Below are 21,092 nucleotides of genomic sequence, written 5' to 3'. Positions count from 1 at the left end.
TCGTCGTCCTTATCCGCCGTTTGCCGCGGGCAGGACTCCCAATCCCTGCATCCACTGTTCCGCCAACTGCGGCCAGTGGTCGATCGCCAGCTTCTTCGGGCGCAGGCCGAAGGCATGCCCACCTTGCGCGTACAGGTGCATTTCGGTCGGAACGCCTGCGGCCTGCAGCGCGGTGTAATACGCCAGCGCCTGCTCGATGCCGTCCACGTGGTCGTCCCCGGCCATCAGCAGGAAGGTCGGTGGCGTGTCCTTCGTGACCGGGATCTTCGGATTCAGCGTGCCGTTGTTCATCGCCAGGTGCCCGGGGTAGATCGCCATCGCGAAATCCGGGCGGCTGCTTTCCGCGTCCGCGGCATCGAGCGGTGGATACAGGCGCTTGCGGTACAGCGTGCTGGTCTCGGCGACGAGGAAGCCGCCGGCAGAGAAACCGATGACGCCGATGCGATGCGGGTCGATGCCCCATTCCTTCGCATGCAGGCGCACCAGTCCGAGCGTGCGTTGCGCGTCCTGCAGCGAGGGCATGGACAGGTCGCGGTTGTGCGGGCGGCAATCGCAATGCCAGTCGTAGGGCGCGCCGGGGACGCGGTATTTCAGCAGCACGCAGGTGATGCCTTTCGATACGAGCCAGTCGCAGACCTCGGTGCCTTCCAGGTCCATGGCCAGCATCTGGAACCCGCCGCCGGGGAACACCACCACTGCGGTTCCCGTGTTCGTTCCTTCCGGTGCATAGACCGTCATCGTCGGCACGCTGACGTTTTCGATCCGCGGCCAATCCGCGCGTACGGTTTCAGGTCCCGGCACGGGTTGCGGATCGGGCACCTTGCCCTCCGGCCAGATCGGTACCTGTACGTGCCCGGCCGATGGCTGCCAGACGCCGGCATGTGCCGGCGTCCAGCCGATCGCGATTGCGAACGCGGCGGACAGCAAGGTGGTCGCGCCGCGCATTCGCATCCTCGCGCTTACTGCGCGGTCAGGCCGCGACGCTCCAGCAGCGGCTGGATGTCCGGGTCGCCGCCGTAGAAGGCCTTGAACAGTTCCATCGCGTCGACGCTGCCGCCGCGCGAGAGCAGCATGCTGCGGAAGCGATCGCCATTGGCGCGGGTCAGGCCGCCGTGGTCGTGGATCCACTTGGCGGTATCGGCATCGAGCACTTCCGACCAGATGTAGGCGTAGTAACCGGCCGCGTAGCCTTCCATGATGTGCTTGAAGTAGGGCGTGCGGTAGCGCGGCGGAACCGCGGCGTAGTCGAGGCCGATGTCGTGCAGCGACTTGGCCTCGTAGGCCATCACGCCGCTGGCGTCGGGGATCGCCGAGGCCGGCACCTGGTGCCACTTCTGGTCGAGCATCGCGGCGCCGAGGTATTCGGTGGTGGCGAAGCCTTCGTTGAACTTGGACGCGGCCATCACCTTGTCCAGCAGTTCCTTCGGCATTGGCGCGCCGGTCTGCCAGTGCTTGGCGTAGTTCGCGAGCACGGTCGGGTCGTCCTGCCACATCTCGTTGACCTGCGACGGGTATTCGACGAAGTCGCGCGGCACGTTGGTGCCGGCGAAGTAGGGGTACTTCACGTTCGAGAACATGCCGTGCAGCACGTGGCCGAATTCGTGGAAGGCGCCGTTGACGTCGTCCCAGGTCATCAGCGAGGGCTTGCCCGCGGTCGGCTTGGTCACGTTGAGGTGGAAGGCGATGACCGGGTGCGTGCCCATCAGTTCGGACTGGTCGACGTAGGAGCTCATCCACGCGCCGCCCTGCTTGGACGAACGCGCGTACGGGTCGACGATGATGATCGCGAGCTTGCTGCCGTCCTCGTTGAACACATCGTAGGTCTGCACGTCCTGCTGGTACACCGGCAGGTCGGTGCGGCGCTTGAAGGTCAGGCCGTAGAGTTTGTTCGCGGCGAAGAACACGCCGTTGTTCAACACGTTGTTGAACTCCATGTACGGCTTGATTTCGTTCTCGTCGTAGTCGTACTGGGCCTTGCGCACCTTCTCGGTGTAGAACGCCCAGTCCCAGGGCTGCAGTTCGAAGCTCGCTTCGCCCTTGGCCTTCTGCTCGCTGTCGATCATCGCCTGCAGCACCGCGCCTTCCTTGCGCGCGTTGGCGACGGCGGCCGGCGCGATCTTGCCGAGCATCGCGTTCACCGCCTCGGGGTTCTTCGCGGTCTCGTCGGCGAGGGCGAAGGCGGCGTAGTTCGGGTAGCCCATGATCGCGGCGCGTTCGGCGCGCAGCTTCATCAGCTTCGAAATCGGCGCGGTGTTGTCCCACTGACCGCCGTGGCTGCCGCGGTTCACCGAGGCGTTGTAGATGCGCTCGCGCAGGGCGCGGTTCTCCAGCTGCGCTTCCAGCGGCTGGCCGGTGGTGTTGACCAGCGCGATGCGGTACTTGCCGTCGAGCCCCTTGGCCTTGGCGTCGTCGGCCAGGCCCTGGATCTGTTCGTCGCTGAGGCCGGCGAGTTCGTCGCGCGAATCCACGATCACCGCGTTGGCGTTGGCCTCGGCCAGCACGTTCTGGGTCAGCGTGGTCTGCAGCGTGGCGATCTCGGCATTGATCTTCTTTACCTGTTCCTTCTGCGCGGGCGTCAGGTTGGCGCCGGAATGCACGAAGTCCTCGTAGTACTTCTCGACCAGGCGCAGGCCCTGCGGGTCGAGGCCGAGGTCGGCGCGCCGGTCATACAGCGCCTTGATCCGCGCGAACAGCTTGTCGTTGAGGTAAATGCTGTCGTGCTGGGCGGCGAACTTCGGCGAATAGTCGGCCTCGAGCTTGTTCAGCGCGTCGTTGGTGTTGGCGCTGGTCAGGTTGAAGAACACGTAGCTCGCGCGCGACAGCACCTGGCCGCTGCGCTCCATCGCGAGGATGGTGTTGTCGAAGGTCGGCGCCTCGGGGTTGTTCGCGATCTTCTCGATCTCGGCGCTCTGCTCGGCCATGCCGCGGTCGAAGGCGGGCGCGAAGTCGGCGTCCTTGATCTTGTCGAACTGCGGGAAGTTGAACTCCAGCGTGCTCGGGGCGAAGAAGGGATTCTGGGTCTGGGCTTGCTGGGTCATGGCGGCGTGGTCGTGGGACTGGGCGGCGACGGGGCCGGCGAGGCAGGCGGCGACGGCGAGCGCGAGGGCGCAGGCGACGGGGCCGACGGGCGAACGGTTCATGGGACGGTTCCTCGGGGTGAAGCCACCAGCCTAGCGGACGGGGCATCAAGGCGCCCATGACGAAAGGCAGGGGCGTTCACGCCGGGGTGATCGGCGTGCCCGCAATGTCCGTCATTCCCCACGCAGGAGCTCCCGAATGTCCACCGTCGACAGCCTGATGACCGCCAACCCCGCCAGTTGCAGCCCGGAAACCCCGATCCGGCACGTAGCGCAACTGATGATCGACAACGACTGCGGCCAGATCCCGGTCGTCGACGCCAGCGGCAAGCCCGTGGGCGTGGTCACCGACCGCGACATCGCCGTGCGCCTGGTCGCGGCCGGCAAGTCCGAAGCCACGGCGGCGGATGCGATGACTTCGCCCTGCCGCTCGGTCGCCGCCGACAGCAGCGTGCAGGACGCGGTGAAGATGATGGAGGACGGCAAGATCCGTCGGGTGCCAGTGGTCGACGGCGCGGGCAAGCTCGCCGGCATCGTTTCGATCGCCGACCTCGCGCTGGCCGGCAAGCAGGAAGCGACCGCGCAGGTGGTGAAGCAGGTGTCGGAGCCCGGCGCGAAGTAAGTCTCGCGTTCGCGGGTCGTGGCGCGGGTCGAGACCCGCCCTACACGACACAGCGATCCGTAGGGCAGGTTTTAACCCGCCTTACGCGGGTTAAATATTACTAGGGCTGCAAAAAATCGAAGGAACAGCGAAGTATGTATAAGGGCCGAATCGAATATTCCAAAGACGATGACTACACGGGTAATAAGCCTGATGTCATTACGTTGGAGTTGATCGAACGTGAGCAGGAGTTGGCGATTGAGGCTACGACGACATGGGGCGAGTATGGGATATGGAGTGCCGATGTAGTTGCGATGTAGTTGCCAAGCGTCGCGGCGAGTTCTATACGACGCCAGAATTCCATTCAAAAAAACAGAATGGGGAGCCGGATCAAATCCTGTCGAAGATTACTATCAAAATTCTATCTCGAACGAGCGAGGGGATTGAAATAAATGGCGTCTGGCTAGAGCAAGGTAAGGCTTGGCGATTTCAGGGGTGGCTTGATTTTGTTGAAGTTCGAGAAGGCTAGGCAATAATTTAAGGGTTGGTTGCTGAGAACTCGAGTTGCTTGCGTCGCACGTAACCAATGGCCCCATCTGCTGTTTCGACCATAATCCATTTGCCTTCGTTGGTTGCAGCTCTTACCTGCGCCCCTGTAGGTATGCGGATCACGTTTTTGGATAGCATTCGAGGCTCTGACTGAAGAACAATGCTGTCCCGTCGATCCACAATTACAGCTTGATATGGAAATGAAACAATAACGCTATTCCTATTGCTTGCTTCCTCATCACCTTTTTTGAGTGGAATCTGTAGATCAGGCGCTGGATCTAATGCCGGAGCTGTAGTTGAAACGGGTGTCACTGCTGTCTGATCAGGGGCTACTGGGCTTGCGATTTCAGATTCACTCGGAAACAGTGAATGATTAGTGCTCACGGTGAAAAATCGAACAAAAGTAATCAGCCCAATCAAAGCCAACCCGGCGATAATCAAGCCGAGGCAACCTGATGCAACCGATGTGCGGGTGCGTGCACTCTCATATGATGAGTGATCAACATTTCCACTGAAATTACCTGCGCCTATGTCATCCGAAGAATCGTCGTCTATAAGATGTTTACGAGAATAAATTCGTTGCCTAGGTCGTTGGGGCGGTGGTGGTGCAGCAGGACGCGTTGTTTTCTGTGGTGAGGCTGGCTGTTTTATTTCTGTAACGAACCACGCCTTTCTGCCTGGGTGCCTTGATTCAAGGATCTGCTTGGCCTCTTGGGCGTGTTTTGCATAGGTGGTGTCCTTGAAGGTGGCAATGCTCATGGAGCGACCTGTAGGAATAGGCCTCATCTCTGCGATGTATTGCTTCACGGCTTAGTCCCTATCTAGCTAGTCGCCCAGAATGATGATAGCTCCTTGGGTGTCGGCACTGGGATACAGGATCGTATGGTGAATCGCTAGCCTTCGATCCCATCACCGAAGGGAAGAGACAGAAAGCCCGCTGTTGAGTGAAGTAATTCAACATCGTTTCGCCAAACGAAAAACGCCGCCCTTTTGGCGGCGTTTTTTTTGTGCCGAGCGCGACGATTACTGGTCGTCGCCCTCCAGCCCGCGATCCTTCTTCATCGCGTCCACGTTCGGGTCGCGGCCGCGCCAGTCGCGGTACATCGTCGCCAGGTCCTCGGTGTTGCCGCGCGACAGCACCATCTGCCGGAAGCGATCGCCGTTGGCGCGGGTCAGGCCGCCGTGCTCGTCGAACCAGGCGAAGGCGTCGTCGGCCAGCATCTGCGTCCACGAATAGGCGTAGTAGCCGGCGGCATAACCGTTCCCCCAGATATGCATGAAGTAACTGGAGCGGTAGCGCGGCGGCACGTAACTCAGGTCGGTGCCGTTCTTCTTCAACGCCGCCGCCTCGAATGCGTCCACGTCTTGCTTCGGCGCATCCGCCGGCAGCGTGTGCCAGGACATGTCGAGCAGCGCCGCCGAGATCGCCTCGGTCACGTCGTAGCCCTTGTTGAAGGTGCCGCTCTTCTTGATCTTGTCGACGAGATCCTGCGGCATCGGCGCACCGGTCTGGTAGTGCTTCGCGTAATGCGCGAACACGCTCGGTTCCAGCGCCCAGTGCTCGTTGAACTGCGAGGGGAACTCGACGAAATCGCGGGCCACGCTGGTGCCCGACAGGCTCGGGTATTGCTGGTCGGCGAACATGCCGTGCAGCGCGTGCCCGAATTCGTGGAACATCGTGGTCACGTCGTCGAAGCTCAGCAGCGCCGGCTGGCCGGGCGCGGGCTTGGTGAAGTTGGTGACGTTGTAGATGACCGGCTTGGTACCGAGCAGTTTCGACTGCCCGACCAGGTTGTCCATCCACGCGCCGCCGGACTTGTTGTCGCGCTTGAAATAGTCGCAGTAGAACAGCGCCAGCGACTTGCCGTCGGCATCGAACACCTCGAACACGCGCACGTCGGGCTGGTACACCGGCAGGTCGTGGCGTTCCTTGAAATCGAGCCCGTACAGCTGGTGCGCGGCGTAGAACACGCCGTTCTCCAACACGTTGTTCAATTCGAAGTAGGGCTTGATCTGCGATTCGTCGAGGTCGTACTTGGCCTTGCGCACCTGTTCTGCGTACAACTGCCAGTCCCAGGGCTGCAGCTGGAACTTGCCACCATCCTTGTCGATCATCGCCTGGATGTCGGTGGCCTCGCGCTTCGCGCGCGCGGTCGCGGCCGGCACCAGGTCGTCGAGGAACTTGAGCGCGGTTTCCGGCGTCTTCGCCATCTGGTCGTCGAGCTTCCACGCGGCGTAGCTGTCGTAGCCGAGCAGCTTCGCCTGCTGCGCGCGGACCTGGGCGATGCGGGCGATCGTGTCGCGGGTGTCGTTGCCGTCGCCATGCTCGGTGCGCAGCCACGAGGCCTTGAACAGCTGTTCGCGCACGTCGCGGTCGGTGAGCGACTGCAGCGCCGGCTGCTGGGTGGTGTTCTGCAACGGGATGACCCACTTGCCCTCGAGCTTGCGACCCGCGGCGTCCTGCGCGGCGGCGGCGATTTCGGCATCGCTGAGCCCGGCCAGCTTCGCCTTGTCGTCGACCACCAGCGCGCCGGCCTTGGTTCCGGCCAGCAGCTTGTTGACGAAGGACGTATCGAGGGTCGATTCCTCCTTGTTGAGTTCCTTCAGTCTGGCCTTGTCGGCATCGGACAGGCGCGCGCCGTTGTGCACGAAGTCGAGGTAGTAGTACTCGACCAGCCGCTTCGATTCCGGATCGAGCTTGAGCGCGTCGCGCTGCTTGTAGAGCGCCTCGATGCGCGCGAACAGCTTCGGGTTGAGGTAGATCGCGTCGAAGTGCGCGGCCAGCAGCGGCGCCACGTCTTCCTGGGTCTTCTGCAGCGCATCGTCGGTATTGGCCGAAGTCAGCGCGTTGAACGCCATGTTCACCCGCGACAGCATCTGCCCGCTCTTCTCCAGCGCGACCAAGGTGTTGTCGAAGGTCGGTGCGTCCGGGTCGTCGGCGATCTTCGCCACCTCGTCCATGTGCCGGCGCATCGCCTCGGTGAAGGCGGGCGCGAAATCGGCGTCCTTGATCTTCGCGAAGTCCGGCGCCTGGAACGGCAGCGTGCTCGGCGCGTCGAAGGGATTGGCGCTCGCGGCGGCGGGCGCGTCCGCGGCCATGGCGGCGGGAAAGGGGGCAGCGAAGCAGGCGGCGATGGCGAGCGCGAGGGCGCAGGCGACGGGACGACGATTCATGGCGGATCCTCACTCCTTGCGAAGCCGTCAAGCCTAGCGGAGGCGGCATGAAGGCGCCCATGACGAAAGGCAGGGGCGCCGCGCCGCGGGATGTCCGCCCGTCGCCGGATCGTGCGTTGGCACGGGCATGGAATGCATGCATACCGTGTCCGCGTCGCCCGCGGGCAGTAGCATGTGCACCCTTTCCCGGAGCAACCCATGGCCACCGCCTACGATTTCAGCGCCCGCGACATCGAGGGCCACGAACAATCCCTCGCGGACTATCGCGGCAAGGTGCTGCTGGTCGTCAACGTCGCGTCGAAGTGCGGTTTCACCCCGCAGTACACCGGGCTGGAGAAGCTCTGGCAGCAATACCGCGACCGCGGGCTGGTGGTGCTGGGCTTCCCCTGCGACCAGTTCGGCCACCAGGAACCCGGCGACGAAGCCGAGATCCGCAACTTCTGCTCGCTAACCTACGACGTCGATTTCCCGATGTTCGCCAAGGTCGAGGTCAACGGCGGCGGCGCGCATCCGCTGTGGAAATGGCTGAAGGACGAGAAAGGCGGCCTGCTCGGCATCGGCGCGATCAAGTGGAACTTCACCAAGTTCCTGGTCGGCCGCGACGGCAGGGTGCTGAAGCGCTATGCGCCGACCGACACGCCCGAATCGCTGGCGAAGGACATCGAGGCCGCACTGGGATGAACGCGCAGGCGATCGACGAACCACAGGACAGCGGGTTCGGGCCGGTGGAGTTCCGGATCGACCGCAGCGTGCCCGGCGTGTTCGTGGCCCGCGTGTCCGGCCAGGGCGGCGATCCCGACGCGGCGGCGCGGCGCTGGCGGCATTTCGTCCTGACGGCGCGCGCCAGCGGCAAGTCGTGGCTGATGATTTCGCGCGACCTCGATGGCCCGACCCTCTCGGAGGCGGGGCTCGCGCGCATGATGGCGATGCTTTCGGACCTCGATCTGGACGGCCTGCGCATCGCGATCGTGCAACCGCGCCTCGAGCGCCAGCGCATCGATGAACTCGGCGCGTTGCTGGCGATGGAGCAGGGCGGCATGGTGCGCGTGTTCGAAGACGAGCGATCGGCCCTGATCTGGCTGCGCCACGGCAGCGGGGTGGCGTGAGCGCTGGCGAGCCGGCGTACCGGATCGATTTCCGCGTCGAGCCGGCATGTGTCGTCGCGGACGTCACCGGTTGGATCGATGGCGTCGAACCGGTCATCGACCTGTTCCGGCGCAGCGCGGAAACATTGCGCACCGCACGCCGCGACAAGCTGCTGGTGCTCGACCAGACCCGTGGCGTGGTCCCGCCCGAACCCGAGATGCGCCGCCTGCTCGCGGTGCTGGAAGGCAGCGGGCTCGGCGGCGTGCGCATCGCCTGGATCGACGTGCGCGGCACCGCGGTCGGTCGCATCGAGGTCGCGGAAATCCTCGGCCGCGAACGCGGCTACGACGTGAGCGTGTTCGACAACGAACAGCGCGCGCGGATCTGGCTCAATTACGGCCAGGCCTGAACGGCGCGCCCGCCGCCGCTCATTTTTCGACGAACGCGCGCTCGAACACGTAGTGGCCGGGCGTGCCGATCCTCGGCGCCGCATGGAAGCCGCGACCGTCGAGGATGGCGCGGAAATCGGCCAGCATCTGCGGGCTGCCGCAGATCATGGCGCGGTCGTGCGCGGCATCGAGCGGGTCGAGGCCGAGCGCATCGGCGACGCGGCCCTGGTCGAGCAATTCGGTGATGCGCCCGCGATGGTCGCGGCCGGCGTGCTCGAACGGCTCGCGCGAAACCGCGGGGTAATACAGCAGGCGGTCGCGGATCGTGTCGCCGAGGAATTCGTGCTGCGGCAGTTCGCGTTCGATGTAATCGCGGTAGGCGAGGTCGTCGGCGCCGCGCACGCCGTGGCAGAGCACCACGCGTTCGAAGCGCTCCCAGGTTTCCGGGTCCTTGATGATCGCCAGCCAGGGAGCCAGCCCGGTGCCGGTGCCGAGCAGGTAGAGGTTGCGCCCGGGGTGCAGGTCGGACACCAGCAGCGTGCCGGTCGGCTTGCGCCCGACCAGGATGGTGTCGCCCGGCTGCACGTGCCGCAGGCGCGAAGTCAGCGGTCCGTCCTCGACCTTGATGCTGAAGAACTCGAGCTGCTCTTCCCAGTTCGCGCTGGCGATGGAATACGCGCGCATCAACGGCTTGCCATCAACCTCCAGCCCGATCATGACGAACTGGCCGTTGTCGAAACGGAAACCGTCGTCGCGGGTGGTGGTGAAGCTGAAGTAAGCGTTGGTCCAGTGGCGGACGTCGAGCACCGTCTCGGTGCCGAAAGGCGAGGCCATGCGGAAATTGCGGTGGGGAAAGCGCGCGTATTCTAACCGGGATGCGACCCGCGGCCGGCACGCTCTGGACAATTGGCCATTCCACCCGGACGTGGCAGGAATTCGAGGAGTTGCTGCGCGAAAACGGCATCGCCGTGCTCGCCGACGTGCGCCGCTTCGCCGGTTCGCGCCGCAACCCGCAGTTTTCGCCGGACGCGATGGCGCCGGCCCTGGCCGCGGCCGGGATCCGCTACTGGCCCTTGCCTGCATTGGGCGGGCGCCGCGATCCGCGGCCGGATTCGCCCAACAGCGCGTGGCGGGTCGATGCGTTCCGCGGTTACGCCGACTACATGGCAAGCGCGGAATACATCCATGCGCGCGATGCGTTGATGCAGGTCGCGCTGCGCGAACGCAGCTGCGTGATGTGCGCCGAGGCGGTGTGGTGGCGCTGCCACCGCCGCCTCATCGCCGACGATTTCGTTGCGCGCGGATGGCAGGTATTCGACATCCTCGCGCCGGGCAAGGTGGAACCGCACGTGCTCAACGCCGATGCGGTGCTGGTCGACGGGGTGTTGCGTTATCCGGGCCCGCAGGCTTCGTTGTTGTAGAGCCGAGCTTGCTCGGCTTTGATTATTGGGAGCGACGGAAGTCGCGACTGTGGGAGGGCCTTTAGGCCCGATGGCGAGATTTGTCGCGGCTGGAAGCCGCTCCCACAAAAGCATGTGGTCGCGCCTTGAAAGGCGCTCCTACAGGGACGCGGGGCGACTTACTTCGATGCCGGCGGCACGACCCGCAGCAACTTGCCGTCGTCTTCGTCGGTGAGCACGTACAGGTTCCCGTCCGCTCCGGCGCGCACGTCGCGGATGCGCGCGCCGAGTTCGTCGAGCAGGCGTTCCTCGGACACGATGCGGTCGCCGTCGAGTTGCAGGCGGATCAGGTCGCGGTCGGCGAGCGCGCCGAGGAACAAACTGTCGTTCCATGGCGAACCCGGATGCCCGGTATGGAACGCCATCCCCGACAAGCCCGGCGATTTCGGCCACACGTGGTACGGGCGTTCCATCCCGGGCATCTCGCGGCCCTTCGTTTCCGGATACGGTCGGCCGGTGGCGTAATCCATGCCGTCGCTGATCGTCGGCCAGCCGTAGTTTTTTCCTGCCTCGGGTCGGTTGATCTCGTCGCCGCCGCGAGGCCCGTGTTCGCTTTCCCACAATCTGCCCGTGCGCGGGTCGATGGCGAGCCCCTGCATGTTGCGATGGCCGTAGCTCCACACCGCGCGGCGCACGCCGGGCGCATTCGCGAAGGGATTGTCGGCTGGCTGCGTGCCGTCGAGATTCAATCGCACCAGCTTGCCCTGCAGGACTTCGAGATCCTGCGCCATCGCCTTGTGGTTGCGTTCGCCCTGGCTGATGAAGACATGACCCTTGCCGTCGAAGGCGATGCGCGAACCGAAGTGCATGCCGCCTTCGAGCTTCGGCAACTGGCGATAGATGACGTGCAGGTCGGAGAGCGCGGCATCGCCCAGCGTCGCGGTCGCGACCGCGGTGCCGGCGGTGCCGTTCTCGCCCGGTTCGGCGTAACTCAGCCAGATACGCTTGTTCGCAGCGAAACCGGGATCGAGCATGACGTCCAGCAGCCCGCCCTGGCCTTCGGCGAACACTTGCGGCACGCCGGCGATGGGCGTCGAGATCGTGCCGTTCGCATCGATGCGGCGCAGGCGGCCCGGGCGTTCGGTGACGAGGAATCCGCCTTCGGGCAGCAACGCGACCGACCACGGGTATTCGAGCCCGGAGGCGATCGTTTCCACGCGCATCGCCCCTGCGTTCGACGGCATGGTTTGTGATGTCGCGACTGCGGGAGCTTGCGCGGTTTGTGCGCAGGCATCCAGCGCCAGCGTGAGGGCGATGCAGAGAAGGAATAGGGTGATGCGCTGCATGGTCGTAGCCTCGCTGTTGTAGGAGCGCACCGAGGCCACGGGCCGAGGGGCGCGACCAGATGAGCGATGCGTGTCGCGCCCCTGCGGTGCGCTCCTAAATGCGCTCTGCTTACCGATACCCCGCGGCCTGCAATTCGAACAATTCGGCATAACGTCCGCCTTGCGCCATCAGCTGCTCGTGCGTGCCGCTGGCCTCGACCTTGCCGTTCGCCAGCACCAGGATGCGGTCGGCCATGCGCACGCTGCTGAAGCGGTGCGAGATCAGCACCGCGGTCCGGCCTTCGGACAAATCCTTGAAGCGCTGGAACACCTCGAATTCGCTGCGTGCGTCCAGCGCCGCGGTCGGTTCGTCGAGGATCATCACCTGCGCGTCGCGCATGTAGGCGCGCGCGATGGCGATCTTCTGCCACTGCCCGCCGGAGAGATCCACGCCGGTCTTGAAGCGACGCCCGATCAACTGGTCGTAGCCGTTCGGCAAGGACGCGATCACCTCGTCGGCCATGCCCTTGCGCGCGGCCTCGGCGATGCGTTCCTGGTTGAACATGTCGTCGACGTCGCCGACGCCGATGTTCTCGCCGGCGCTGAGGTGGTAGCGCACGAAGTCCTGGAAGATCACGCCGATGTTGGCGCGCAGGTCGTCGAGGTCGTAATCCTTCAAATCGCGTCCGTCGAGCAGGATGCGGCCTTCGTCCGGGTCGTACAACCGCGCCAGCAATTTCACCAGCGTGGTCTTGCCGGCGCCGTTCTCGCCGACCAGCGCGAGCACTTCGCCGGCGTGCAGTTCGAATTCGACGCCGCGCAGTGCCCATTTCTCCGCGTCCGGATAGCGGAAGCCGACGTTCTCGAACACGAATCCGCACGAGATGGGTTTCGGGATCGGCGACGCATCGGGCTTGCTCGCGATTTCTGGCTTGATGTCGTAGAACGAATACAGGTCTTCGAGGAACAGGGCCTGTCCCGCGACCTGCGAGAAGCCGATCAGCAGGCTTTCGAGCAGGTTGCCGAGCTGGCGGAAGCTGCCGGCGAGGAAGGTCAGGTCGCCGATGCTGAAATCGCCTTTCACCGTGCGCCAGGCGATGTAGACGTAGGCCGCGTAGTAGCCCAGCGTGCCCAGCGCCGAGAGCAGCGTGCCCCAGAACGCGCGCCGCGCCGCCAGCGCCTTGTTGGCGAGGAACATCTGCTGCGCCAGCGTGCGGAAGCGCTCGATGAAGAAACGGTTGAGGTTGAAGATCTTCACTTCCTTCGCGGTCTCGACGCTGGCGCCCATCTGCCGCACGTAGTCGAGCTGGCGCCGTTCCGGCGTCCACTGGAAGTTGAGCGAATAGTTGATCGCGTTGAAGTGCGATTCGCCGACGAAGGCCGGGATCATCGCGATGGCGAGCAGCAGCATCAGCCACGGCGCGTAGGCGATCAGGCCGACCGCGAAGCTGACGACGGTGATCGCGGTCTGCGCCTGCCCGAACAACTGGCTGAGCAGGTTCATCCGGCCCATGGTCTGGCGTCGCGCGCGGTCGAGCTGGTCCTGCAGGTCCGGATCCTCGAAATCCTCCAGGTCCAGCGTCGCCGCGTGTTCCATCAGGCGGATGCTGGTCTCGTTCGAGAACTTCTCCGACAGCACCGAGTCGACGTAGGCCACCATCCGCCCGAACAGGTCCGAGGCGATGGCCAGCGCGAATTCCAGCAGCAGCAACTGCACCAGGTGCGAGAGCTCGCCGCTGTGCCATGCCGCGGAAAGCGTGTCGTGCGGCACGTGCGCACCGACCAGGCGCACCGCTTCATCGATGATCAGCTTGCCGACGTACAGCGTCGCCACCGGCATCAGCGCGCGCACCAGGCGCAGGGCGAGGCTGGCGCTGGTCAGCCATGGGCTGCTGGCCCAGATCTCGCGCAGGAACGGCGGCAAATTCCGCATCGCGCCGAAGCGCTGGCGCAAATCCAATTGAGGAGGAGGAATCGGTGATGGCATCGGCGGCGTACGTTCAGTCCGGCGCGATCAGCCGAACGGTCGGGAAATAATTGCGATAGCGGCGCACATCACGGGTCAGCACTGGCCAGCCTTGCGCCGCCGCGTGCGCGCCGATGAAGAAGTCCGCCAGCACGTTCTGGCGTACGCCACCCTCGCGGCGGTAACGCACGAAGGCCTTGCCGGCGAGGAACAGGGCCGGGCGGGGGATTTCCGCCAGTTCCAGTTCCATCCCGGCGACGGCGGCGTCCAATGCTTCGAAACTGTCGAAGGCGAGCGAAAGCTCGGCGTAGATCACAGGGTTGATCGCCAACGCATGCACCTGCGACTGCGCGCGCAATTGCGCGATGGACCAGTCGACCCAAGCCGGGTCGTTTTCGAGCACGTCGATCAGTACATTGGTGTCGACGAGGAGCATCGGGAGTCAGTCGCGCAGCAGCGCCATCAGTTCGTCGCTGCGCCACTTGACCTGCGCCTTGCCGCGCGCCGCCTCGAAGCGGTCGCCGCGACGGGCACGGCGTTTGCCAGCCTTGAGCAGGACCACGTCACCGTCGCGGTTCACCGCGAACTCGACTTCGCTGCCCGGTGCGAGATCCAGTGCGTCGCGCACCTGCTTCGGAATGGTGACCTGGCCCTTGCTGGTGAGGGTGGTGCCCATGGCGGCTCCTTCGGTATTACTTCAATCGAGAGAGTAATACCAGATTCCGGGGCTGCGGGCCAGTCCGCATCCAAGTGTCCCAGCCGCTAAAATAGCGGCTTCGCCCGCTGCACGCCGACATGACCAGCCAGCCCAAGATTTCGAACGGTCCTGTTTCGATCAAACAGGAAGACCTGATCCAGTCCGTCGCCGACGCCCTGCAGTACATCTCGTACTACCACCCGGTCGACTACATCAGGAATCTTTCCGCCGCCTACGAGCGCGAGGAATCGCCGGCGGCGAAGGATGCCATCGCGCAGATCCTGATCAATTCGCGGATGTGCGCCGAAGGCCACCGCCCGATCTGCCAGGACACCGGCATCGTCACCGTGTTCCTCGAGATCGGCATGGACGTGCGCTGGGACGACGCGACGATGGGCGTCGAGGACATGGTCCACGAAGGCGTGCGCCGCGCCTACAACCATCCGGACAACAAGCTGCGCGCCTCGGTGCTGGCCGATCCGGCCGGCAAGCGCACGAATACGAAGGACAACACGCCGGGCGTGGTCAACGTGAAGGTCGTTCCCGGCAACAGCGTCGACGTGATCGTCGCCGCGAAAGGCGGCGGTTCCGAGGCGAAGTCCAAGTTCGCCATGCTCAATCCCTCCGATTCCATCGTCGACTGGGTGCTGAAGACGGTGCCGACCATGGGCGCCGGCTGGTGCCCGCCGGGCATGCTCGGCATCGGCATCGGCGGCACCGCGGAGAAGGCGATGCTGCTGGCCAAGGAATCGCTGATGGAGCCGATCGACATTGTCGAGCTGCAACAGCGCGGCGCGAGCAATCGCGCGGAGGAACTGCGTCTCGAACTCTACGAAAAGGTCAACGCACTCGGCATCGGCGCGCAAGGGCTCGGTGGTTTGACGACCGTGCTCGACATCAAGGTCAAGGATTACCCGACCCATGCCGCGAACTTGCCGGTCGCGATGATCCCGAACTGCGCGGCGACGCGCCATGCGCATTTCACCCTCGACGGCAGCGGCCCGGTGATGCTGGATCCGCCGTCACTGGAAGACTGGCCGAAGCTCACCTATTCGCCGCAGAACGCGCGTCGCGTCGATCTCGATACGGTGACGAAGGAAGAGGTCGCGTCGTGGAAGCCGGGCGAAGTGCTGCTGCTCAACGGCAAGCTGCTCACCGGCCGCGACGCTGCGCACAAGCGCATGGTCGAGATGTTGAACAAGGGCGAACAACTCCCGGTCGACCTGCACGGCAAGTTCATCTACTACGTCGGCCCGGTCGATCCGGTGCGCGACGAAGTCGTCGGCCCGGCCGGTCCGACCACCGCGACGCGCATGGACAAGTTCACCGAACAGGTGCTGGCGCAGACCGGACTCATGGGCATGGTCGGCAAGGCCGAACGCGGCCCGGTCGCGATCGAGGCGATCCGCAAGCACCAGTCCGCGTACCTGATGGCGGTCGGTGGCGCGGCCTACCTCGTGTCCAAGGCGATCAAGGCGGCGAAGGTCGTGGGCTTCGCCGACCTCGGCATGGAGGCGATCTACGAATTCGAGGTGCAGGACATGCCGGTCACCGTCGCCGTCGATTCGACCGGCGAATCCGTGCACCAGACCGGTCCGCGCGAATGGCAGGCAAGGATCGGCAAGATCCCGGTGATGGTGGCGTAGGCGGCGGCGCGATCCTCCGTACGGCTGCGTGCGGGGGAAGGGTGGTGGTACAACGGCATCGACGCGCGGACATGGGGACCGCGAACGCGTCGATGCCGCCTCGACGGCGGTGAGCCTTGTCCTTCCTCCACGACGAAAGGTCACGCCCATGCATGCACTGAAGCCCTGTCTGCTCGCAGCCACGATCGCGCTCGCCATTTCCGCCGGTAGCGCCGACGCCGCCAAACCGCAGGCGCAATCGAAACAGTCGGCGAGCCTTGCCCGCAATGTCGTCGCCCCCGAGGCCGGCATCGCCAGGCGCGATGGGCGCTACGCCGCCGATGGCGCGGCCATCGCCTTGTATCAACCCGATTTCTTCGTTGCCAACCGCCTGTCGAAGTCGGCGACCGACGCGCAGTTCAAGGCGAGCGCCGCGACCGCGGCCTACGACTACCTCGTCGCGCGGCGTGCCGAACTCGGCCTGGGCGAACGCGACGTGGCCGACCTGCAGCAGGTCCACGTGCGCAGGCAGCCCGGCCTGACCGTGGTGCGCTACCGGCAGCGGATCGGCGGCTTGCCGGTGTTCGGCAGCGACATCGCCGTGACGGTGCGCGACGACGGCACCATCCTCTACGTCGGCAACGACAGCGTGCGCAAGCTCAAGCCGCTGGCCGCGGGCAAGGCCGCGATGACCGCGGATCGCGCAGTCGGCATCGCCCGCGGCTACCTCGGCACGCAGGCGCAGGCCTCGAACACCGAACGCATGGCGTTACGCGACGCGCAGGCGAATACCCGCGACGTCTGGCGCGTGCGCGCGAACCACTGGGACGTGCTGGTCGATGCGTCCAGCGGCGAAGTGCTGCGCGCGCAGGACATGCGCCAGTTCGCGCGGCCGGTGGCATCGGGCGTCGGCCAGGTGTTCAAGCCGGATCCGCTTTCGTCCGCGCGCGCGACCTACGGCGACGCGGGCTACGTCGATGGCAACAACGCCGATACGCCGCAACTGGATTCCCAGCTGAAGAAGGTGGTGCTGCGCGGCATCCGCTTCGACGCGACGTCGGGCCTGTACAGCCTGGCCGGGCGCTATGCCACGTGCCGGAACCTGGAAGCCCCGAACGACGCCGCCTGCCCGAGCCTGCCGGGCAAGGCGTTCAACTTCACCCGCGACAACATCAGTTTCGACGCGGTGAACGCCTACTACAACATCGATACCTACATGCGTTACGTCAACGTCACGCTCGGCGTCGAGGCGATTCCGTACCAGCATCCGCGCGGCGGCGTGCAGTTCGATCCGCACGCGATGAGCGGCCAGGACAATTCCTACTACTCCGGCGGCGACCTGCATTTCGGGCAGGGCGGCGTGGACGATGCGCAGGACGCGGACGTGGTGATCCACGAGCTGGGCCACGGCCTGCACGATTGGCTGACGGACGGGCACCTGTCGCAGGTGCAGGGGCTGTCGGAAGGCGTAGGCGATTACGTCGCGGCCGGTTACAGCCGCGACCAGCCGAACCAGTGGACGCCGGCGGACGCGCCGTATTTCTGGGTTTTCAATTGGGACGGACACAATCCGTTCTGGCCCGGGCGGGTGACGAACTGGAACGTCGGCCGCGTGTATCCGCGCGATGTGGCGAGCCAGGAAGGGCATACCGCGGGGCAGTATTGGTCTTCGTGCAACCTGGTGGCGCGCGATGCGATCGGCGGGCAGCGGATGGACAAGGCGTTCTTCACCGGGTTGTCGATGACGGGTTCGTCGACGAACCAGAAGGATGCGGCGCAGGCGGTGATCGATGCGGCGGCTGCACTCGGCTATACGAGTGCTGAGGTCAACGCCATCGGCGATGCGTACAACGTATCGTGCACGTATGGCGTGACCGTGCCTGCGGCCTGAGTTCCTGTCGCGATGAAGCAGAAAGCCCCGGCATGCCGGGGCTTTTTGTTTGCAGGAAGTCGGTGCTTTGCTCGTCATTCCCGCGAAAGCGGGAATCCAGCCGTTGCTCTTATGGGTGCAACGATGGAGGCCAGTCAGTTGCCGTCGGTGGGTGCGTCGGGCGTACCAGTGCACCAGATCGGACCCAAGGAGTGGCAGGCGAGGATTGGGAAGATTCCGGTGGTGGCGTGATTCGTTCGTTCAAGCCGAACTACGAAGCAAAGTCGGTTTGAATAAATTGTTACATGCTATCTCGAACGTGCCTTTGGTTTAGCAGTGGCAAGATGATTTCTGCTGGACCAGCCCCAGCATGGAATTGCTCAAGTTGCCTTAGCTCGCCAAGATAAGTGGTCCAGAACTTATCCCAATCTTTGCGCCTACGTGGAGCTGGCACATGAAGCTTCCAGTGCACGCGGATACAGTCGGACTTGCATACCGGACAGGCGAATGAAGCAAGCGATTGCGGCTTGCGTTGGAGTCTCCGGCAGGTAAGGCATGCGAACGTCCGATTGCTCATTTACATCTAGATCCCGTAGGCTGGGATGAAGCGTAGCGCAATCCCAGCATTGTCTAGCTTGATTACCTATCTTGCTGGGATTCCACTTCGTTCCATCCCAGCCTACTTTCTTGGTATCAATACCACTCCAGCAAAGAAACGCCGAAGCCGACATACGTCGCCTTGTGGTTGTAGTCGATCATGCTTTCCCCGTAGCCATCGAACATCTGCAAATGCCCGCGCAGCTGGCGGGTGATCGGGAACCCCCAATCGAACTGCAGCGCCCCGTGCGAACGGTCGCCGCCGCGCAGGGAATGCCGCGCCATCAGCGAGAACTCGTTGTCGCCGGCCACGCGCACCACGGTCAGGTCGCCGCGGCCCATGTAATCCTCGATATCCGGATTGTCGTCGTCGTTGCCTTCCGGAATGCGATACCACGGGCGCAACATCACCGACCAGTTGTCGCGGTCCAGCCCGACGTTGAACATCACCCGGTTCCAGCTGCGCGACAACGGATCCGCGCGGCCGTTGGACTGGTGGTTGATCCCAACCGCCGCCATGCGACCCTTCCAGCCGAACAGGCTGTAATTGTTGCGGAACACCAGCAGCACTTCGGGCTCGTAATTGGTCTCGCGGAACGGGCGCGAATCCGCGGCGTTGTAGACCTGCCAGCGCGAACTCTGGGTGTAGGCCATCCAGATGTCGCCGTTGTCGCCGAACACGTTCTCGAAGGCCTTGGTCTTGAAGCTCAGCTGGAACTTCGCCTCGATGTCGCGCAGGTTCTGCGGCTCGGTCACCGTATTGTCCGGATTCGGCGAATGCGGCATCACGTTCGGATCGCTGCTCCAGAACGCGGGCAACAGGTACACCGGCTTGTAGGCGCGGAAATTCCACGTCCCGAGCTTCGAACCCTTGGCCAGTTCCCAGCGGCGGTCGAGCAACGAGCCCTTGCCGGCGTTGGCGATGGCATCGTTCGGTTCCGACGCGTAGAGATCGCTGCGCGCACCACGCGGATCGATTTCGTCCAGCGCCTTCAATCGCTGCTTCGCCTGCGCAGCGGCCGCGTCCGCTGCCGTCGGCGTCGGCGCCTCGCGGTGCGCGGCGGCGTCGTAGCAAGCGAGCCGGTCCCTGTCGTTCTCGACCGCCATGCAGGCGGTGACGTCCGCCTGCTGCGCGAACGCGCGCGGCGCGGCGATCGCCGCGAAGGCGGATGCGAGCAGCGCGATGCGCGCTGGCGTGTTCATGGCGGTGCGTCCAGCAGGTCCTTGCCGTCCTCGATCTCGCGCGCGCGCCCGACCTGCGCATCCAGCGCGTGGTCGACCGAGGTATCGCGCGACAGGGAGGTTTCCGGTGCGTGCTCCTGCTCGCCGGCGTCGCGCAGCAGCATCACCTTCTGCACCGGGTCCGGCGGCAGGATGCCCGCTTCGCGCAGGGTCTTGCGCACGCGGCGCATGGCCTCGCTGCGCACCTTGCCGAGGTCGTTGCGGGTCTGGTCGATCCAGGCGAGGAATTGCAGCGTCGCGCCGCTGTCGGCGAGGCCCTTGATCAGCACGTTCGGCGCCGGGTCGGCGAGCACGCCGTCGACCGAGACCAGCGCGGCGAGGCCGGCGTCCATCGCGTCGTGCCACGACGCCTGGGTGCCGACGTTGGTCTCGAATTCGAAGCGCCGGCGCGGGTTGCGGCTGAAGTTCAGCAGCACCGATTTGAACACCAGGCTGTTCGGCAACTGCAGGTGGTTGCCGTCCATGGTCATCAGCACGGTCGCGCGCGAGGTCAGCGACACCACCTTGCCCTCGTGGCTGTCGATGCGCACGTGGTCGCCGGGCGCGAACGGCCGGCGCAGGCTGAGCAGCACGCCGGCGACGTAGTTCTCGGCGATGTCCTTGAACGCGAAACCCAGCACCAGCCCGACCACGCCGGCCGAACCGAGCACCGCGCCGACCAGCGAGGTCGCGCCGAGCAGGTCCAGCGCGACCAGCACGCCGGCGAGGATGATCAGGCCGCGCACGATGCCGCGCAGCAGGCCGTCCATGTAGGGATTGCTGCGTGCGATGCGGGTCAGCACGCGCATCCGCCGCGCGACGAGGCTGCCGAACCACATGGAGAACAGCACGATCAGGATCGCGACCAGCAGCAGCGGCAGGCTGGCGACGAGCTTGACCAGCTTGGCTTCCATCAGGTCCAGCGCAGTGGCGAAGCGCAGGTACAGCGTCGAATGCTCGACGGCTTTTGCCGCGACGGCGGGATCGATCGCCATCACAGCCACCACGCCAGCGCGAACAGGCCGAGCATGGCGAACGCGAGCGCGAGCTTGAGCACGGTACCGAGGACGATGCCGAACCAGGTGCCGAAGCCGACCTTGGCGGCGTGGCCGAGGTGTTCGCGCTGCAGGCTGCGCCGGTGCAGCAGTTCGCCGGCCAGCGCGCCCGCGAACGGGCCGACCAGCAGGCCGAACGGCCCGAACACCAGTCCGCCGAGCGTGCCGAGCATCGCGCCGACGATCGCCAGGCGACTCGCACCCACGCGCTTGGCGCCATGCGCGGTGGCCCACAGGTCGATGCCGAGCGAGAACAGCGTGAGCAGGCCGAGCAGCACCAGCATCGGGATGCCGATGTGCCGGAAGCCGTCGGCCCAGGCCGCGAGCAACATGCCGCAGAACACCAGCGGCAGGCCGGGCAGGGCGGGCAGCACCGTGCCGACGAGGCCGACGACCGCCAGCAGTGCGGCGAGCAGGTACAAAACGGAGGCGTGGTCCATGCGCGTGCGGGGTCGGGGGA

General features: G+C 64.9%; 19 protein-coding genes. 7 read left to right on the top strand and 12 right to left on the bottom strand.

The features are described 5' to 3' along the window. Positions 1–9 precede the first annotated feature (9 nt). Positions 10–945 carry an alpha/beta hydrolase gene (locus FNZ56_RS03685; RefSeq protein WP_143878545.1) on the bottom strand — a complete coding sequence of 312 codons (936 nt, stop codon included), beginning with the start codon at positions 943–945 and terminating at the stop codon, positions 10–12. A 14-nt stretch (positions 946–959) separates the two neighbouring features. Beyond that, entirely contained in the window at positions 960–3,140 is a 2,181-nt protein-coding gene (locus FNZ56_RS03680) for a M3 family metallopeptidase (protein WP_407070499.1), read from the bottom strand. Between the two features lie 136 nt (positions 3,141–3,276). Here FNZ56_RS03680 and FNZ56_RS03675 point away from each other — a divergent pair, with 136 nt between their 5' ends. Next, on the top strand, positions 3,277–3,699 hold the full coding sequence (locus tag FNZ56_RS03675; protein WP_143878544.1) for a CBS domain-containing protein: 423 nt from the start codon (positions 3,277–3,279) through the stop codon (positions 3,697–3,699). Between the two features lie 516 nt (positions 3,700–4,215). Here the strand turns inward: FNZ56_RS03675 and FNZ56_RS03670 are convergent. Next, complete coding sequence (locus FNZ56_RS03670) at positions 4,216–5,034, bottom strand: hypothetical protein (RefSeq protein WP_143878543.1); 819 nt, start codon at positions 5,032–5,034, stop codon at positions 4,216–4,218. A 216-nt stretch (positions 5,035–5,250) separates the two neighbouring features. Next, positions 5,251–7,401, bottom strand: coding sequence for a peptidyl-dipeptidase Dcp (gene dcp / locus FNZ56_RS03665; RefSeq protein ID WP_143878542.1), 2,151 nt, complete (start codon positions 7,399–7,401; stop codon positions 5,251–5,253). A gap of 198 nt (positions 7,402–7,599) precedes the next feature. Between dcp and FNZ56_RS03660 the strand changes: the two genes are divergently transcribed. The 3 genes from FNZ56_RS03660 to FNZ56_RS03650 are packed head-to-tail and all read left to right on the top strand — an operon-like array spanning position 7,600 to position 8,896. Continuing rightward, positions 7,600–8,082 (top strand): glutathione peroxidase, encoded by a 483-nt coding sequence (locus tag FNZ56_RS03660; RefSeq protein WP_143878541.1) that lies wholly within the window; start codon positions 7,600–7,602, stop codon positions 8,080–8,082. Next, positions 8,079–8,507 (top strand): hypothetical protein, encoded by a 429-nt coding sequence (locus FNZ56_RS03655; RefSeq protein ID WP_143878540.1) that lies wholly within the window; start codon positions 8,079–8,081, stop codon positions 8,505–8,507. The genes FNZ56_RS03660 and FNZ56_RS03655 overlap by 4 nt, the downstream gene beginning before the upstream one ends. Next, a complete protein-coding gene (locus FNZ56_RS03650) occupies positions 8,504–8,896 on the top strand; it encodes a hypothetical protein (protein ID WP_143878539.1) in 393 nt (130 codons plus the stop codon). Before FNZ56_RS03655 ends, FNZ56_RS03650 begins: the two co-directional genes overlap by 4 nt. Before the next feature lie 19 nt (positions 8,897–8,915). Here FNZ56_RS03650 and FNZ56_RS03645 read toward each other — a convergent pair whose 3' ends face one another. Then, positions 8,916–9,710: a ferredoxin--NADP reductase gene (locus FNZ56_RS03645; RefSeq protein ID WP_143878538.1), complete on the bottom strand. Its 795-nt coding sequence runs from the start codon at positions 9,708–9,710 to the stop codon at positions 8,916–8,918. A gap of 41 nt (positions 9,711–9,751) precedes the next feature. Here FNZ56_RS03645 and FNZ56_RS03640 point away from each other — a divergent pair, with 41 nt between their 5' ends. Then, the gene (locus FNZ56_RS03640; protein ID WP_143878537.1) at positions 9,752–10,297 is read left to right on the top strand and encodes a DUF488 domain-containing protein; all 546 of its coding nucleotides are present in this window, start codon (positions 9,752–9,754) and stop codon (positions 10,295–10,297) included. 158 nt (positions 10,298–10,455) lie between these two features. On the opposite strand, the gene FNZ56_RS03635 is transcribed toward FNZ56_RS03640, so the two are convergent. From FNZ56_RS03635 to FNZ56_RS03620, 4 genes are all read right to left on the bottom strand, one after another. Beyond that, positions 10,456–11,622, bottom strand: a complete 1,167-nt coding sequence (locus tag FNZ56_RS03635) for a PQQ-dependent sugar dehydrogenase (RefSeq protein ID WP_143878536.1) — start codon at positions 11,620–11,622, stop codon at positions 10,456–10,458. Positions 11,623–11,731: 109 nt separating this feature from the next. Further along, entirely contained in the window at positions 11,732–13,588 is a 1,857-nt protein-coding gene (locus tag FNZ56_RS03630; protein WP_425571096.1) for an ABC transporter ATP-binding protein, read from the bottom strand. Between the two features lie 13 nt (positions 13,589–13,601). Then, on the bottom strand, positions 13,602–14,003 hold the full coding sequence (locus FNZ56_RS03625) for a type II toxin-antitoxin system VapC family toxin (protein WP_143878535.1): 402 nt from the start codon (positions 14,001–14,003) through the stop codon (positions 13,602–13,604). 6 nt (positions 14,004–14,009) lie between these two features. Further along, on the bottom strand, positions 14,010–14,243 hold the full coding sequence (locus FNZ56_RS03620; RefSeq protein WP_143878534.1) for an AbrB/MazE/SpoVT family DNA-binding domain-containing protein: 234 nt from the start codon (positions 14,241–14,243) through the stop codon (positions 14,010–14,012). 119 nt (positions 14,244–14,362) lie between these two features. Here FNZ56_RS03620 and FNZ56_RS03615 point away from each other — a divergent pair, with 119 nt between their 5' ends. Together FNZ56_RS03615 and FNZ56_RS03610 are read left to right on the top strand one after the other, a co-directional pair. Further along, positions 14,363–15,910: a fumarate hydratase gene (locus tag FNZ56_RS03615; protein ID WP_143878533.1), complete on the top strand. Its 1,548-nt coding sequence runs from the start codon at positions 14,363–14,365 to the stop codon at positions 15,908–15,910. Between the two features lie 148 nt (positions 15,911–16,058). Continuing rightward, positions 16,059–17,780, top strand: a complete 1,722-nt coding sequence (locus FNZ56_RS03610) for a peptidase (protein WP_143878532.1) — start codon at positions 16,059–16,061, stop codon at positions 17,778–17,780. Positions 17,781–18,452: 672 nt separating this feature from the next. On the opposite strand, the gene FNZ56_RS03600 is transcribed toward FNZ56_RS03610, so the two are convergent. From FNZ56_RS03600 to FNZ56_RS03590, 3 genes are read right to left on the bottom strand one after another with little or no spacing between them, the layout of a single operon-like run. Next, the gene (locus FNZ56_RS03600; RefSeq protein ID WP_143878530.1) at positions 18,453–19,559 is read right to left on the bottom strand and encodes a phospholipase A; all 1,107 of its coding nucleotides are present in this window, start codon (positions 19,557–19,559) and stop codon (positions 18,453–18,455) included. Then, positions 19,556–20,572, bottom strand: a complete 1,017-nt coding sequence (locus tag FNZ56_RS03595; protein WP_143878529.1) for a mechanosensitive ion channel family protein — start codon at positions 20,570–20,572, stop codon at positions 19,556–19,558. Before FNZ56_RS03595 ends, FNZ56_RS03600 begins: the two co-directional genes overlap by 4 nt. Beyond that, positions 20,572–21,072 carry a DUF456 domain-containing protein gene (locus tag FNZ56_RS03590; RefSeq protein ID WP_143878528.1) on the bottom strand — a complete coding sequence of 167 codons (501 nt, stop codon included), beginning with the start codon at positions 21,070–21,072 and terminating at the stop codon, positions 20,572–20,574. The genes FNZ56_RS03595 and FNZ56_RS03590 overlap by 1 nt, the downstream gene beginning before the upstream one ends. Positions 21,073–21,092: the final 20 nt, after the last annotated feature.

The organism is Lysobacter lycopersici, from assembly GCF_007556775.1.
GTDB classification, from domain to species: Bacteria; Pseudomonadota; Gammaproteobacteria; order Xanthomonadales; family Xanthomonadaceae; genus Pseudoluteimonas; species Pseudoluteimonas lycopersici.
This window is presented reverse-complemented; position numbering and strand designations above follow the sequence as displayed.